Genomic DNA, 13,678 nt, shown 5'->3' on the forward strand with positions numbered 1-13,678 from the left:
CCCTCCACCAGCCTGCGGCTGGTCCCCCTCCCCAAGCGTGCTTGGGGAGGATCGATCGTCAACCCAGCTTCTCCATAACCGCGTCGGACACTTCGTAATTGCCCCACACCGTCTGTACGTCGTCTTCGTCGTCGAGCGCGTCGATCAGCTTGAACAGCGTCGCCGCATCGCCTTCGGCGACGTCGACCATCACCTGCGGGCGCCAGGCCAGCTTCGCGCCTTCGGCCTCGCCCAGCACCGGCTCCAGCGCCTTGGCGACCTCGTGCAGATCCGCCACCGCGGTCCAGATCTCGTGGCCCTCCTCGGTCGAGGTCACGTCCTCCGCGCCCGCTTCCAGCGCCGCCTCGAACACCTTCTCCGAATCGCCCGCGGTCGCGGGATAGGCGATCAGACCGACGCGGTCGAACGCGTGGCTCACCGATCCGCTCGCGCCCAGGTTGCCGCCGTTCTTCGACACCGCGGTCCGCACGTTGGTCGCGGTGCGGTTGCGGTTGTCGGTCAGCGCCTCGATGATGAGGCTGACGCCGCCGGGGCCGAACCCCTCGTAGCGGATCTCCTCGTAATTCTCCGCATCGCCGCGCGAGGCCTTGTCGATCGCGCGCTGGATGTTGTCCTTGGGCACCGACTGCGCCTTGGCGGCGTTCACCGCGGCGCGGAGCCTTGGGTTCATGTCGGGATCGGGGAGCCCCATCTTCGCCGCGACGGTGATCTCGCGGCTGAGCTTGGAGAACATGCCGGAGCGCTTCTTGTCCTGCGCGCCCTTGCGGTGCATGATATTCTTGAACTTGGAATGGCCTGCCATCGGTGCCTCTTTGCGTGATGGCTTCCCCCTTAGGGCCGCTCCGCCAGTTTCGCCAGACCGTCGATCTTCTCTTCCAGCGCCGCCAGCCGCTCGATCACCACGACGTCCAGCTTGTGGTGGAGCCTGAGGATGTCGAGCTCCGCGCGCAGGTTCGTCTCGTAGTCGAGGCTGGCGGCCAACCGGTCCTTCGCCGATTGCCGGTTCTGGCTCATCATGATGACGGGCGCCTGGATCGCCGCCACGGTCGAAAGCATCAGGTTCAGGAAGATGTAGGGATAGGGATCGAACGCCGCGCCGAAATGCGTCAGGATGTCCGAATTGAGCAGCATCCAGCCCAGCAGCACCGCGGTGAACGCGATGATGAACCCCCACGATCCGCCGATCGCCGCCACCCGGTCCGACAGCCGCTCGCCGAAGCTGGCGCGCGCGTCGGCCTCGTCCGCGGCATCGCGGCTGACGATCGCGCCCGAATGGATGCTGTCGAGGACGCGCCGCTCCTCGGGATCGAGCGCATCGTCGCGCTTGCCCAGCAGCCGCTGCGCGAGGTCGGTGATCTGGCTGGGGCGCAGGCCCATCGTGATTCTCCTGATCGCTCCCGTATCGATCGCGCGCCTAGACGCACCTGAACGATCCGCCAAGCACCGCAAACCGCTTGCCCCCGGTCCCCCCTATCGGCCAAACGCTGGGCGATGACCGTTCGCGTAGACATGGGCACCGACGAGCGCGGTACGCCGGTCGGTATGGATCTGGAGGAACTGCTGGCCACCCGGTTGCTCGTCCAGGGCAATTCCGGCTCGGGAAAGTCGCATCTGCTGCGCCGGCTGCTCGAGCGTTCCGCCGGGCAGGTCCAGCAGGTGGTGGTCGATCCCGAGGGCGACTTCGTCACGCTCGCGGGCCCCTACGGCCATGTCGTGATCGAGGCGGCGGACTATTCGGTCGCGGAGGTCGCGCGATTCGCGACACGGATCCGCGAGCACCGCGCCTCGGTCGTCCTCAGCCTCGAGGGGCTGGAGGCGGAGGGGCAGATGCGTTGCGCCGCCGCGTTCCTCAGCGGCCTGTTCGACGCCCCGCGCGAGCATTGGTATCCAGCCCTCGTCGTCGTCGACGAAGCGCAGCTGTTCGCCCCCACCACCGGCGGCGAGGTGGCGGAGGAGGTCCGCCGCGCGTCGCTGGGCGCGATGACGAACCTGATGTGCCGCGGCCGCAAGCGCGGGCTGGCCGGCGTGATCGCGACGCAGAGGCTGGCGAAACTTGCCAAGAACGTCGCGGCGGAGGCGTCGAACTTCCTGATGGGGCGCACCTTCCTCGACATCGACATGGCGCGCGCCGCCGACCTGCTCGGCATGGAGCGCCGCCAGGCCGAGGCGATCCGCGACCTGCCGCGCGGCACCTTCATGGCGCTCGGCCCCGCGGTCTCGCGCCGCCCGATCACGGTGAAGATCGGCACCGTCGACACCTCCGCGCGCAGCAGCAGCCCCAAGCTGACGCCGCTCCCCGAAGCGAAGCCGTTCGACCTCGCCGACATGCTCGCCGAACCGGTGGTCGACGCGCCGATGCTCCCGATGGCGTTCGATTCGCGCCCGCGCCTCGTCCCCGCCGACGAACTCGCCGCGACCATCGCGACGCCCGCCCCCGTGCCGCTCTCCCCCACGCCCGCCAAGGACGCCGACGAGATCGAGGCGATCTATGCCGACACGCTGCGCGCGATCGTCGCGGACGGCGAGGCCGCGTTCCGCCCCGCCTCGGTGCTGTTCCAGGATTTCCAGGTCCGCTGCCGCATGGCCGGGCTCGCGCGTCCGCCGCTCGACCTGCCCGGCTTCACCCGCCGGCTGAGTTGCGCGCGCGCGGGAATCTTCGACGTCCATGCCGAGGAATGGGCCGAGGCGCTCGCACTCGCGGGCACGCTCCCCGATGACATGATGGGCGCCTTCCTCCTCGTCGCCCGCGCCGCCAAGGATGCGCGCCCCTGCCCGTCGGACGCCGAACTCGCGACCACCTACGGCACCAGTTCGCTCGGCCGCGTCCGCCGCCTGATCGGCTATATCGAACAGCGCGAACTGTTCGTGACGCGGACCGACCTGTCGGGCAAACGCTCGATCACGATCCCCCGGCTGGGCTGGACGACCGAGCCCGCCGAAGCGGCGTAGGCGCACCCAACCCTCTCCCGCCTTCGCGGGAGAGGGTTGGGTGAGGGCCTTACGTCTTCAATTCGCCGAGGATCGCCTCCAGAACGCCCTCCAGATTTGCCGCGACATCGTGGTTCCAGAACCGCACCACACGATACCCGAGCGACTCGAGCAGCGCCGTCCGCTCCGCATCGACCACCACATCATGCTGGCCGCCATCCAGCTCGACGATCAACCACGCCTCGACGCATAGGAAATCCACGACGTACCGCCCGATCGTCACCTGCCGCCGAACCTTGAATCCGCCCAGCTGGCGGTTGCGCACCGCGGCCCACACCGCGCGCTCCCCATCCGTCGCCTCGCGGCGGAGGCGCGCGGCATGCGGACTGGTCTGTCGACGAAGCGGGTACATCGCCGCAGCATCGGCAGAAGAAGGCCCTCACCCAACCCTCTCCCGCGAAGGCGGGAGAGGGCGGATCAAGGTCAGATCATCCCCAGCGCCTGCATGTACACCTCCAGGATCGCCTCCTCCTCCTGATACTCTTCCTTCTTCTTCTTGCGGATCGACAGGATCTTGCGGATCGCCTTGGGGTCGTAGCCGCGGCCCTTGGCCTCCGCCATCACGTCCTTGATGTCGTCGGCGATGCCCTTCTTCTCTTCTTCCAGCCGCTCGGCGCGCTCGATCAGCAGGCGCAGCTCGTCCGCCGCGACCTGACCGCCGCCCATGCCCTCTTGCCGTTCGTCCGCCATGTGTTCGTCCCCGTGATGCGCCGCCCGCGCCTCGCGACGCCGTGATTCGCGCGAGGGGGCGGCTTCGTTAACCCTGCTGGGTGAGGCGGCGCGTCTAATCGTCCGCGCCGCCCCGCTCAAGCCTTACTCGCCCGTCCTGCGCGCCACCACGCCGCGGTGCATCACGAAGTCGACCTTCTCCAGCCGGCGCACGTCCTCCAGCGGCGATCCCGTCACCGCGATCACGTCCGCCGCCTTGCCCGGCTCCAGCGTGCCCAGGTCGTCGCGCCCGAGCAGGTCCGCCGCGGAGACGGTCGCCGCGCGGATCGCCTGCATCGGCGTCAGCCCGTTGGCGACGAGCAGCGCGAACTCGCTCGCATTGTCGCCGTGCTTCGACACGCCGGTATCGGTGCCGAACGCCACCTTCACGCCGGCGGCATAGGCCTTGCGGTGGTTCGCCTGCATCGCCGCCGCCGCGGCTTCCGCCTTGGGGATCGTCGCGGCGGGCAGCGCGCCGGCGCGCGCCTGCGCGAGCGCTGCGACCGGGGCGATCTCGGTCGGAACCAGATACGCGCCCTTCGCCTTGAACAGCCGGATCGCCTCGTCGTCGAGGAAGGTGCCGTGCTCGATCGAATCGACGCCGGCCTCCAGCGCCGCCTTCGTCCCCTCCGCCGCATGGCTGTGCGCCGCCACCTTGCGGCCGAACCCATGCGCGGTGTCGACGATCGCCTTCATCTCCTCGGGCGTCATCGCACGACCGAGCCCGCCCGCGACGTTCGACAGCACGCCCCCCGTCGCGGCGAACTTGATGACCTGCGCACCCAGCCCGATCTGCGCGCGCACCGCGCGACGGCAGTCGTCCGGCCCGTCGCAGGTGTTGATCTGATGCGCATGGACCGCATCCGCGAATTCCTCCGCCAGCCCGTTGGTGCCGTCGCCGTGCCCGCCGGTGATCGAGATCATGGTGCCCGCATTGACGATCGTCGGCCCCTCTACGTCGCCGCGCGCGATGCCGTCGCGCAGCGCGCGGATGCCGCGCGGGTTGCCGCCCAGATCGCGCACCGTGGTGAAGCCCGCGCGCAGCGTCGTCCTCGCGTTGACCACCGCCTGCATCATGTCGTCGCCCACGTCGTTGGTCGCCTCGACAAGCCGCGCGCGCATCGGATCGCCACCGATCCCCCACAGATGGACATGCATGTCGATCAGCCCCGGCAGGACGAAGCGGTCCTTCAGGTCGACCAGCGTCGCGCCCGCCACGGGCGCGACGAAGCCGTCGCGGATCTCCGCCACCTTGCCGTCGCGCACGACGATCGTGCTGTTTCCCCGCGGCGCGCTGCCCGGGCGGTCGAGCAACTGCCCGGCATGGATATAGGTGATCCTGGGCGCAGCGGCCTGCGCCAGCGCCGGCACGGCCAGCGATGCCGCGAGTGCGGCCATCAGCAACGTCTTCATGGTCTCTCCCCGTTCGCCCCGAGCCTGTCGAAGGGCGTCCCCCGGTCATGCCGGCGGGCTTCGACAGGCTCAGCCCGAACGGGAGGGGAGGTCAAGGGTCAGGCCGCGTTCTTCTTCACGCTCTCCGCCATCCGCGCCAGCTGCTCGGGCGTGGCGTCGCGCTGATGCTCCGCCTTCCACCGTGCGTAGGGCATGCCGTAGATCGCCTCGCGCGCGGCGTCCTTCTCCAGCCCCCCCGCCTCCGCGGTCCAGTCCGACAGGCAGTTGCGGCAGAACCCCGCCAGCCCCATCAGGTCGACATTCTGCGCGTCGTCGCGGTGGCGCAGGTGGCGCACCAGCCGGCGGAAGGCGGCGGCGGCCGTAGCGTCGTCGATCGTGTCGATCGGGTCCATTCGTCTGCTCCAAGGTTGATCGGCCCGAGATAGGCCTTAAGGCAGCCGCGACAACGGCAGGAACCGATTTCATGACCAAGGCCATCAGCCCCCGCTCGCGCAAGGTCCGCGTCCTCGCCACGCTCGGCCCCGCGAGCAGCAGCGTCGAGATGATCTCCACCCTGTTCGAATCGGGCGCCGACGCGTTCCGCATCAACATGAGCCACGGCGATCAGCAGTCGAAGATCGCGGTGATCCAGGCGATCCGCAGCATGGAAGCCACCTATGGCCGCCCGACGACGATCCTCGCCGATCTCCAGGGGCCCAAGCTGCGCGTCGGCCGCTTCGCCGAGGGGCGCGTGCTGCTCGAATCGGGCGCCACCTTCGTCCTCGATCGCTCGCCCGAACCCGGCGACGCGCGCCGCGTCGAACTGCCGCACAAGGAGATCTTCGCCGCGATCGAGCCCGGCGCGCGCCTGCTGCTCGACGACGGCAAGCTGGTGCTGCGCGTGATGGAACACGACGCGGACCGGATCGAAACCGTCGTCGAGGTCGGCGGCGTGCTCAGCAACAACAAGGGCCTCAACGTCCCCGACGTCGTCGTGCCGATGGCCGCGCTGACGGAGAAGGACCGCAGCGACCTCGCCTTCGCGATCGACCAGGGGGTCGACTGGATCGCGCTGTCGTTCGTCCAGCGCCCCGAGGATCTGTGGGAGGCGCGCAAGCTGATCGAGGGCAAGGCCGCGCTGCTCGCCAAGATCGAGAAGCCCGCCGCGATCGAGCGGCTGGAGGAGATCGTCGAGGCGTGCGACGGCGTGATGGTCGCGCGCGGCGATCTCGGCGTCGAGCTCCCGCCGCAATCGGTGCCGCCGCTGCAGAAGCGTATCGTCGAGGTATCGCGCCGGATGGGCCGCCCCGTCGTTGTCGCGACGCAGATGCTCGAATCGATGATAAAGTCGCCCTCGCCGACCCGCGCGGAAGTGTCCGACGTCGCGACCGCGATCTATGACGGCGCCGATGCGATCATGCTGTCCGCGGAAAGCGCGGCGGGCGACTTCCCGGTCGAATCGGTCGCGATGATGAACGCGATCGGCGATGCGGTGGAGCGCGATCCGATGCACGGCGATCGCATCCACTTCACCGTGATGCGTCCCGATCCCACGACCGCGGACGCGCTGTCGGAGGCGTCGAAGAACATCGCCGCGACGATCGACGCGAAAGCGATCATCTGCTTCACCAATTCGGGCTCGACCGCCCGGCGGATCGCGCGCGAGCGTCCCGGCGTGCCGCTGCTCGTCCTCACCCCCCGGATCGACACCGCGCGGCGCCTGGGGCTGCTGTGGGGCACCTATGCGGTCCACACCCGCGATGTCGCGTCGTTCGAGGAAATGGTCGCCAAGGCCAAGCGGATGGCACTGCGCCACGGCATCGCCGAGGCGGGCGACCGCGTGGTCGTGATGGCCGGCGTCCCCTTCGGCACCCCGGGCTCGACCAACGTGCTGCATGTCGTGCGGATCGCCGGGGACGAGCTGAAGGGGTATTGAGGGCCATGTCATAGCGCACGACATTTCCCGATTTCATCACCCCGGACTTGATCCGGGGTCCCGCTTCTTTCTTCCCGAACTTCACCGGAAGATAGCGGGACCCCGGATCAAGTCCGGGGTGACGGGTTATCTTTGATCCGCACCGACCACTCGCGGAGTCAGCCCCCCAACACCCCCAACGCCTGCAACGCCCCCCGCAACGCCACCGCGTCGGTAAACCGGATCGCCCGTATCCCCACCGCTTCCGCGCCCGCGACGTTCGCCGCATTGTCGTCGACGAACACCGTCTCCCCCGCCGCCACCCCGAACCGGGCGAGTGCGAGTCGATAGATCGCGGCGTCGGGCTTCATCAGTCTCTCGTCGCCGGACACGACGATATCGCGGAACCGATCGAACAGCGCCGCTTCCTGCGCACGGAAGGGCGCGAAGAACTCGCCCGAGAAATTGGTGATCGCGTACAGCGGCACGCCCGACGCATCGAGCTCGGCGACCAGCTCGGGCATGCCCGCGATCGGCCCCGGGATCTGTTCGGAAAAGCGCGGCCCCCATGCCGCGATCGCGTCGGCGAACTGCGGATGCAGCGCCGTCAGCTCCGCCGACGTCTCCGCGAACGGCCGTCCGGCGTCGTGCTGGAAATGCCATTCGCACGTCGCGACGTCGCGCAGGAACACGTCGAGCGCCTCATCGTCGTCGATGAGGCGCCGGTAGAGGACCCGCGGGTCCCAGTCGTAGAGGACGTGCCCGATGTCGAAGATCACCGACGTCGGGCGCATGTCAGTCAACCGCACCGGCCCGCTCCCCCACCCGACCGCCCAGCCAGACTACCCTGTAGGCGGTCGGGTGGGGGAGCGGGCCGGTGCCGGCCGACACCGGATCAGCCCTGGCGGGCCTTGAAACGGCGGTTCGTCTTGTTGATGACGTAGGTGCGGCCACGGCGACGGATCACGCGGTTGTCCCGGTGGCGGTCCTTGAGCGACTTCAGGGAATTGCGGATCTTCATGATCGCCTTCGTTTCTAGTGTCTGGAGTATCTGGGAAAGAGGCGGCGCCTAGAGAGCGGCACGCGATTCGTCAAGGTTCGCGCGCGGGGTTGAAACGTCGCGCCGGATCGGGCGTTACTCCCCCGCAACGAAATCTCTCATCAAGGGTCGACCCGATCATGACCATGCGTACCCTCCTGCCCGCCGGTTCGGCGCTGCTGCTCGCGGCGACGCTGTCCGCCTGCGCCACCGGGCCGACCAGCTTTCCCGTCCAGGCGACGCGCTTCCACTATGACGCGGTGGCGCAGCGCGGGACGATCGCGGTCGAGCCGCTCGCCGGCGCCGCGCCCGCCAGCATCGAGTACAAGAGCTATGCCGCCGCGGTGCAGGCCGAGCTGCTGCGCCAGGGCTTCACCGCCCCCGCCCCCGGCGCGAAGGCCGAATATCTCGCCACCGTCGGCTTCACCCGCGCGGTCCGCGCGCTCCCGCCCCGTCGCTCGCCCGTATCGATCGGGATCGGCGGCGGCGGGATTTCGGGCGGGCGCGGCGGCGGCGTCGGCCTGGGCGGCGGCGTCAACTTCCCCGTCGGCGGGTCGGGCGTGCGCAACGGCGTCGTCACCGAGCTGTCGGTGCGCATCCGCCACGGCGGCGACGCGATCTGGGAAGGCCAGGCGCAGTCGCTCACCGACACGTCGCGCCCCGGCACTGACGTCGATTCGATCGCCGCACGGCTGGCCGGCGCATTGTTCAAGGGTTTCCCCGGCGAATCGGGCCGCACGATCGAAGTGAAGTAAGAGGATGACCGTCAGCATCAACGCCGCATTCGACGGCGGCAACATCCGTGTCGTCGCGCAGGACGGCGACACGATCGACCTCGAGATCGTCCGCGACACGGATTCGGACTTCTACCAATGGTTCTCGTTCCGCGCCGCGGAGGTGGCGGGGCCGACGACGTTTCGCATCCTCAACGCGGGCAGCTCCGCCTATCCGCGAGGCTGGCCGGGCTACAAGGTCCGCGCCTCGACCGATCGCAAGGCGTGGCGGATGATCGAGACACGCTACGAGGACGGCGTGCTATCGTTCGACTGGCCCCCTGATACGAAGACGGAAGCGGCGACACCGGTCTGGTTCGCCTATTTCGAACCCTATACCATGGAGATGCACGCGGACCTGATCGCGCGCACCGCCGCCGCGCCGGGCGTCGTCCACCGCGAACTCGGCGTCACGCTCGACGGGCAGGCGATCGACTATCTGCGCATCGGCAGCGGCACGACGCAGGTCTGGCTCTACGCCCGCCAGCATCCGGGCGAATCGATGGCCGAATGGTGGATGGACGGCGCGCTCGAATGGCTGGCGTCGGACGCGTCGGCGGGGCTGCGCGCGAAGGCGACGCTTCATATCGTCCCCAACATGAACCCGGACGGCACCCGCCGCGGCCACCTGCGCACCAACGCCGCCGGCGTGAACCTCAACCGCGAATGGCATGCCCCCACCGCAGAGCGCAGCCCGGAGGTGCGGTGCGTTCTCGCCGCGATGGACGCGACCGGGGTCGACTATGCGATCGACGTGCACGGCGACGAGGCGATCGCGGCGAACTTCATCGCCGGGTTCGAAGGCATCCCGTCGTGGACGCAGCGCCAGGGCGACGCCTTCACCGAGTTCGGCCGGCGGCTGGCGGCGCACACCCCCGATTTCCAGACCGCGCTCGGCTATGAAAAGGCCGCGCCCGGCAAGGCCAACCTGTCGATGTCGACCAACCAGCTCGCGGAGCGCTTCGGCGCGGTGTCGATCACGCTCGAAATGCCGTTCAAGGACCACGACGCCAACCCCGACGCCGAATTCGGCTGGTCGGGCGAACGCTCGAAGCGGCTCGCGGTAGCGTGCCTCGCGGTGCTCGACGGCATGATCGACGAGCGCTGAAGGCCGCGCGGTGATCGAGCTTCGCGAGGACGATCCGCGCGCGTCGCATGTCGCGGCGCTGCTCGCCTTCCACCGCCGGGAAGCGGCGGGCGATTCGCCGCCCGAGTTCCGTCACGCGCTCGACGCGGATGGTCTGAGTGCTTCGGGGGTAACCTTCTGGACGGCGTGGCGGGATGGGATGCTTGCGGGGATCTGCGCGCTGAAGGATCTGGGCGACGGCGCTGGCGAAGTGAAATCGATGCGTACCGCGCCCGGGCATCTGCGCCGGGGTGTCGGCGCCGCAATGCTCGCCCGGATCGTCGAGACCGCGCGGGCCCGCGGCTATCACCGGTTGAATCTCGAAACGGGCACGTCCCCCTCCTTCGCCCCCGCCAACGCGCTGTACGAAGCCGCCGGCTTCGTCGATCGCGATGCGTTCGCGGGCTACCCCGCCAGCCCGCACAACCGCTTCATGACGCTTGCACTCTGACACCGGCCCGGCAAAAGCCCCGGGAGACCGCAGGAGATCCGCATGCCCACCCTCGTCCTCATCCGCCATGGCCAGTCGTCGTGGAACCTCGAGAACCGCTTCACCGGCTGGTGGGACGTTGACGTGACCGAGAAGGGCGCGGCGGAAGCGCGCGCGGCGGGTGAACTGATGGCCGCGAAGGGCCTCGATTTCGACCGGACCTTCACCAGCCTCCAGACCCGCGCGATCAAGACGCTCAACCTCGCGCTCGAGGCGATGGGCCGGCTCTGGCTGCCGACGGAGAAGCACTGGCGGCTCAACGAGCGGCATTATGGCGGCCTGACGGGGCTCGACAAGGCGGAGACGGCGGCGAAGCACGGCGACGAACAGGTCCATATCTGGCGCCGCAGCTTCGACATTCCCCCGCCCGTGATCGAGCCGGGCAGCGCGTTCGACCTGTCGGGCGACCGCCGCTACGCCGGCATCCCGATCCCCGCGACCGAAAGTCTGAAGGATACGATCGCGCGCGTCCTGCCCTATTGGGACGAGCGCATCGCACCGGCGTTGAAGGACGGCCAGCGCGTCCTGATCTCCGCGCACGGCAACTCGCTGCGCGCGCTCGTCAAGCACCTGTCGAACATCCCCGACGCCGACATCACCAGCCTCGAGATCCCGACCGGCCAGCCGATCGTCTACGAACTCGACGCCGCGCTCAACGCCACCGACCGCTATTATCTGAACGAGCGGTAGGCGCTCTCTGGTCCCTCTCCCCTGGCGGGAGAGGAATCTGGCTCGCCACCACCGACCGCGTCACCCCGGGGTGCAGCAGACGCCCCTCCCACGCCACCGGCAAGGTCAGTCGGCCGAGCGACCCCGCAGCCAGCGACCCCAGCGACACCGCGAACCGCGCCCCGCCGATCCGCACGATCGACGCGCCATCGGGAACCGCCGCGCGCAATCGGTCCGCGACCGCGATGAGGCAGGCATCCCCCGCAGCGTGGCCGTATCGCCGGTTGACCTCCCCGACGCCGCCGACCTCGATCAGCATGGCCGGCAGCGCCACCTCATGCTCCCGAGCGAGGAGGAGCCCGGTCAGCACACACCGGCCGGCACATGCGCGCAGCGCCAGCGTCGCCGCCCGCTCCCCGGTGATGTCGCGCTTCGTCCCGAACAATCGCCTGTGCCCGCGCACTGTGCCGATCGCGCCGTCGAGCCGCATCCAGCGGCGCGCGCCGTCGCCGCGGACGATCTCCGCCTCGATCGTGAACGCCCGTCCGAACGTGATCGCCTCGGCGCGGAGCCGTTCCATCGCCACGCGCGATTCGTGCGTGTAGAAGCCGACCGTCTCGCGGCGATCGAGCCGCATGCCGCGATCGATGCCGAACAGGTCGTACACCCCGCCGCTCCAGCGCAGCGACTGGTCGAACAGGTCGCACGACCACGCCCCGACCGGTGCCAGCGACGCGTCGTCGCCGCCATGCTCGTCGCCGCCGTCACAGGCCCGTCGGCTCCACTGCACCCTGTTCGGCATCGCGACCCTTCCTTTGCCCGCGGGCCTAGACGGTGATGGTTAAAACGTCGTGACGATGCGGGCGGTTGCCTCGCCGCCACCGGCTCGCTAGGCGCGCACGCATGGCGCAGGTCGGCATCATCATGGGCTCCACGTCCGATTGGGACACGATGCGGCACGCCGCGCAGACGCTCGAGGCGCTCGGCATCGCGCACGAAGCGAAAGTGGTCTCCGCGCACCGCACCCCGCAACGTCTCTACGACTATGCGACGGGCGCCGCGGACCGCGGGATACAGGTCGTGATCGCGGGCGCGGGCGGCGCGGCGCACCTGCCCGGCATGGCCGCAGCGATGACGCACCTGCCGGTGCTCGGCGTCCCCGTCGAATCGAAGGCCTTGAAGGGCATGGATAGCCTGCTCTCGATCGTGCAGATGCCCGGCGGCATCCCCGTCGGCACGCTCGCGATCGGCAAGGCGGGCGCGATCAACGCGGCGCTGCTCGCGGCGGCGATCCTCGCGCTCTCCGACGCCGCGCTGGCGGACCGGCTCAAGGCGTGGCGCGCGGCGCAGACCGAGTCGGTCGCGGACGCGCCCGACGCATGACGCCGCTGCCCCCCGGTTCCGCGATCGGCATCCTCGGCGGCGGCCAGCTCGGGCGGATGATCGCGGCCGCGGCGGCGCAGCTCGGCTATCGCACCCATGTCCTTGCGCCCGACAGCGAGAGCGTGGCCGCGCAGACCGCCTCGTCGCTCACCCGCGCCGACTATCACAACCGCATCGTGCTGGCCGATTTCGCCGCGCAGTGCGACGTCGTGACCTACGAGTTCGAGAACATCGCGGTCGCGCCGGTCGAATGGCTCGCCGAACGCGTCCCCGTCCACCCCTCGCCGCGATCCTTGCGCGTCAGCCAGGACCGCGTCGCGGAGAAGCGCTTCGTCGAGCAGGTCGGCGGCACGTCCGCGCGCTGGGCGCCCGTCGCCAGCCGCGACGAGCTCGACGCCGCGATCGCGCATGTCGGCACCCCCGCGGTGCTCAAGACCGCACGGTTCGGATATGACGGCAAGGGGCAGGTCCGCCTCGCGTCCCCCGCCGACGCGGACGCGGCATGGGACGCGATCGGCGGCCCCGCGGTGCTCGAGGCGTTCGTCGACTTCACGCACGAATTCTCGATCGTGCTGGTGCGCGCCGCGGACGGCGCGATGACCAGCTATCCGCCGCCCTGGAACGAGCATCGCGACGCGATCCTCCACCGCTCCACCCTCCCCGCCCCGCCGGAGATCGCGGCGCACTGGGCGCAGGCGGCGGCGCTGACCGGGCGGATCGCCGACGCGCTCGATCATGTCGGCGTACTGACGTGCGAGTTCTTCTGCACCCCCGACGGCCCGATCCTCAACGAGATGGCGCCCCGCGTCCACAATTCGGGCCACTGGACGATCGAGGGCGCGGTCACCTCGCAGTTCGAGAACCACGTCCGCGCGATCTGCGGCCTCCCGCTCGGCGACACCGCGCTGACCGCGACGCGGGTCGAGATGGAGAATCTGATCGGCCCCGACCAGGATCGCTGGCGCGCGCTCCTCGCCGAACCCGACGCGCACCTCCATCTCTACGGCAAGCGCGACGCGCGGCCGGGCCGCAAGATGGGGCATGTGACGCGGCTGGTGCGGTAACGTGGCTCCCTCTCCCCGCGGGGGATAGGGGTGTGAGAGGCAGATTTCACCCGTCACCCTGGATCAAGTCCGGGGTGACGAGCGTGCGCGGCCAGACCGCGACGAGAAAAGGCCCGCCGGTCACCCCGCGA

General features: G+C 69.6%; 17 protein-coding genes. 8 read left to right on the top strand and 9 right to left on the bottom strand.

The features are described 5' to 3' along the window. Positions 1-58: 58 nt before the first annotated feature. A complete protein-coding gene (locus tag ACV7NO_RS01050) occupies positions 59-802 on the bottom strand; it encodes a YebC/PmpR family DNA-binding transcriptional regulator (protein ID WP_463404189.1) in 744 nt (247 codons plus the stop codon). Between the two features lie 29 nt (positions 803-831). Then, on the bottom strand, positions 832-1,377 hold the full coding sequence (locus ACV7NO_RS01055; RefSeq protein WP_463404190.1) for a DUF1003 domain-containing protein: 546 nt from the start codon (positions 1,375-1,377) through the stop codon (positions 832-834). A 114-nt stretch (positions 1,378-1,491) separates the two neighbouring features. On the opposite strand from ACV7NO_RS01055, the gene ACV7NO_RS01060 reads away from it, so the two are divergent. Then, a complete protein-coding gene (locus ACV7NO_RS01060; protein WP_463404191.1) occupies positions 1,492-2,949 on the top strand; it encodes a helicase HerA domain-containing protein in 1,458 nt (485 codons plus the stop codon). 49 nt (positions 2,950-2,998) lie between these two features. On the opposite strand, the gene ACV7NO_RS01065 is transcribed toward ACV7NO_RS01060, so the two are convergent. The 4 genes from ACV7NO_RS01065 to ACV7NO_RS01080 form a co-directional block, all read right to left on the bottom strand. Continuing rightward, positions 2,999-3,340, bottom strand: a complete 342-nt coding sequence (locus tag ACV7NO_RS01065) for an endonuclease domain-containing protein (protein ID WP_463404192.1) — start codon at positions 3,338-3,340, stop codon at positions 2,999-3,001. 71 nt (positions 3,341-3,411) lie between these two features. Continuing rightward, complete coding sequence (locus ACV7NO_RS01070) at positions 3,412-3,678, bottom strand: DUF2312 domain-containing protein (protein WP_254290349.1); 267 nt, start codon at positions 3,676-3,678, stop codon at positions 3,412-3,414. A 123-nt stretch (positions 3,679-3,801) separates the two neighbouring features. Beyond that, complete coding sequence (locus ACV7NO_RS01075) at positions 3,802-5,109, bottom strand: metal-dependent hydrolase family protein (RefSeq protein WP_463404193.1); 1,308 nt, start codon at positions 5,107-5,109, stop codon at positions 3,802-3,804. 98 nt (positions 5,110-5,207) lie between these two features. Then, positions 5,208-5,501 carry a DUF1244 domain-containing protein gene (locus ACV7NO_RS01080; RefSeq protein ID WP_463404194.1) on the bottom strand — a complete coding sequence of 98 codons (294 nt, stop codon included), beginning with the start codon at positions 5,499-5,501 and terminating at the stop codon, positions 5,208-5,210. Between the two features lie 71 nt (positions 5,502-5,572). Between ACV7NO_RS01080 and pyk the strand changes: the two genes are divergently transcribed. Further along, positions 5,573-7,024, top strand: a complete 1,452-nt coding sequence (gene pyk / locus ACV7NO_RS01085; protein WP_463404195.1) for a pyruvate kinase — start codon at positions 5,573-5,575, stop codon at positions 7,022-7,024. Between the two features lie 158 nt (positions 7,025-7,182). Here pyk and ACV7NO_RS01090 read toward each other — a convergent pair whose 3' ends face one another. Both ACV7NO_RS01090 and ykgO read right to left on the bottom strand, forming a co-directional pair. Further along, the gene (locus ACV7NO_RS01090; protein WP_463407245.1) at positions 7,183-7,797 is read right to left on the bottom strand and encodes an HAD family hydrolase; all 615 of its coding nucleotides are present in this window, start codon (positions 7,795-7,797) and stop codon (positions 7,183-7,185) included. Between the two features lie 101 nt (positions 7,798-7,898). Continuing rightward, entirely contained in the window at positions 7,899-8,024 is a 126-nt protein-coding gene (gene ykgO, locus ACV7NO_RS01095; RefSeq protein WP_003046794.1) for a type B 50S ribosomal protein L36, read from the bottom strand. Positions 8,025-8,182: 158 nt separating this feature from the next. On the opposite strand from ykgO, the gene ACV7NO_RS01100 reads away from it, so the two are divergent. The 4 genes from ACV7NO_RS01100 to gpmA are packed head-to-tail and all read left to right on the top strand — an operon-like array spanning position 8,183 to position 11,121. Next, on the top strand, positions 8,183-8,797 hold the full coding sequence (locus ACV7NO_RS01100; RefSeq protein ID WP_463404196.1) for a DUF4136 domain-containing protein: 615 nt from the start codon (positions 8,183-8,185) through the stop codon (positions 8,795-8,797). Positions 8,798-8,801: 4 nt separating this feature from the next. Further along, positions 8,802-9,923, top strand: coding sequence for a M14 family metallopeptidase (locus ACV7NO_RS01105; protein ID WP_463404197.1), 1,122 nt, complete (start codon positions 8,802-8,804; stop codon positions 9,921-9,923). 10 nt (positions 9,924-9,933) lie between these two features. After that, positions 9,934-10,392, top strand: a complete 459-nt coding sequence (locus tag ACV7NO_RS01110; RefSeq protein ID WP_463404198.1) for a GNAT family N-acetyltransferase — start codon at positions 9,934-9,936, stop codon at positions 10,390-10,392. 42 nt (positions 10,393-10,434) lie between these two features. After that, complete coding sequence (gpmA, locus tag ACV7NO_RS01115; RefSeq protein WP_463404199.1) at positions 10,435-11,121, top strand: 2,3-diphosphoglycerate-dependent phosphoglycerate mutase; 687 nt, start codon at positions 10,435-10,437, stop codon at positions 11,119-11,121. Here the strand turns inward: gpmA and ACV7NO_RS01120 are convergent. After that, complete coding sequence (locus tag ACV7NO_RS01120; RefSeq protein ID WP_463404200.1) at positions 11,084-11,902, bottom strand: GGDEF domain-containing protein; 819 nt, start codon at positions 11,900-11,902, stop codon at positions 11,084-11,086. The genes gpmA and ACV7NO_RS01120 overlap by 38 nt on opposite strands. Before the next feature lie 101 nt (positions 11,903-12,003). Here ACV7NO_RS01120 and purE point away from each other — a divergent pair, with 101 nt between their 5' ends. Both purE and ACV7NO_RS01130 read left to right on the top strand, forming a co-directional pair. Continuing rightward, the gene (gene purE / locus ACV7NO_RS01125; RefSeq protein WP_463404201.1) at positions 12,004-12,483 is read left to right on the top strand and encodes a 5-(carboxyamino)imidazole ribonucleotide mutase; all 480 of its coding nucleotides are present in this window, start codon (positions 12,004-12,006) and stop codon (positions 12,481-12,483) included. Continuing rightward, positions 12,480-13,547: a 5-(carboxyamino)imidazole ribonucleotide synthase gene (locus tag ACV7NO_RS01130; protein ID WP_463404202.1), complete on the top strand. Its 1,068-nt coding sequence runs from the start codon at positions 12,480-12,482 to the stop codon at positions 13,545-13,547. The genes purE and ACV7NO_RS01130 overlap by 4 nt, the downstream gene beginning before the upstream one ends. Positions 13,548-13,678 lie beyond the last annotated feature (131 nt).

Source organism: Sphingomonas sp. Ell38C01 (genome assembly GCF_055231975.1).

Bases quoted from the DNA above. Each gene is read 5' to 3' on its own strand.
- ACV7NO_RS01050 (WP_463404189.1), bottom strand. From the start codon at position 802: ATGGCAGGCCATTCCAAGTTCAAGAATATCATGCACCGCAAGGGCGCG.
- ACV7NO_RS01055 (WP_463404190.1), bottom strand. From the start codon at position 1,377: ATGGGCCTGCGCCCCAGCCAGATCACCGACCTCGCGCAGCGGCTGCTG.
- ACV7NO_RS01060 (WP_463404191.1), top strand. From the start codon at position 1,492: ATGACCGTTCGCGTAGACATGGGCACCGACGAGCGCGGTACGCCGGTC.
- ACV7NO_RS01065 (WP_463404192.1), bottom strand. From the start codon at position 3,340: ATGTACCCGCTTCGTCGACAGACCAGTCCGCATGCCGCGCGCCTCCGC.
- ACV7NO_RS01070 (WP_254290349.1), bottom strand. From the start codon at position 3,678: ATGGCGGACGAACGGCAAGAGGGCATGGGCGGCGGTCAGGTCGCGGCG.
- ACV7NO_RS01075 (WP_463404193.1), bottom strand. From the start codon at position 5,109: ATGAAGACGTTGCTGATGGCCGCACTCGCGGCATCGCTGGCCGTGCCG.
- ACV7NO_RS01080 (WP_463404194.1), bottom strand. From the start codon at position 5,501: ATGGACCCGATCGACACGATCGACGACGCTACGGCCGCCGCCGCCTTC.
- pyk (WP_463404195.1), top strand. From the start codon at position 5,573: ATGACCAAGGCCATCAGCCCCCGCTCGCGCAAGGTCCGCGTCCTCGCC.
- ACV7NO_RS01090 (WP_463407245.1), bottom strand. From the start codon at position 7,797: ATGCGCCCGACGTCGGTGATCTTCGACATCGGGCACGTCCTCTACGAC.
- ykgO (WP_003046794.1), bottom strand. From the start codon at position 8,024: ATGAAGATCCGCAATTCCCTGAAGTCGCTCAAGGACCGCCACCGGGAC.
- ACV7NO_RS01100 (WP_463404196.1), top strand. From the start codon at position 8,183: ATGACCATGCGTACCCTCCTGCCCGCCGGTTCGGCGCTGCTGCTCGCG.
- ACV7NO_RS01105 (WP_463404197.1), top strand. From the start codon at position 8,802: ATGACCGTCAGCATCAACGCCGCATTCGACGGCGGCAACATCCGTGTC.
- gpmA (WP_463404199.1), top strand. From the start codon at position 10,435: ATGCCCACCCTCGTCCTCATCCGCCATGGCCAGTCGTCGTGGAACCTC.
- ACV7NO_RS01120 (WP_463404200.1), bottom strand. From the start codon at position 11,902: ATGCCGAACAGGGTGCAGTGGAGCCGACGGGCCTGTGACGGCGGCGAC.
- purE (WP_463404201.1), top strand. From the start codon at position 12,004: ATGGCGCAGGTCGGCATCATCATGGGCTCCACGTCCGATTGGGACACG.
- ACV7NO_RS01130 (WP_463404202.1), top strand. From the start codon at position 12,480: ATGACGCCGCTGCCCCCCGGTTCCGCGATCGGCATCCTCGGCGGCGGC.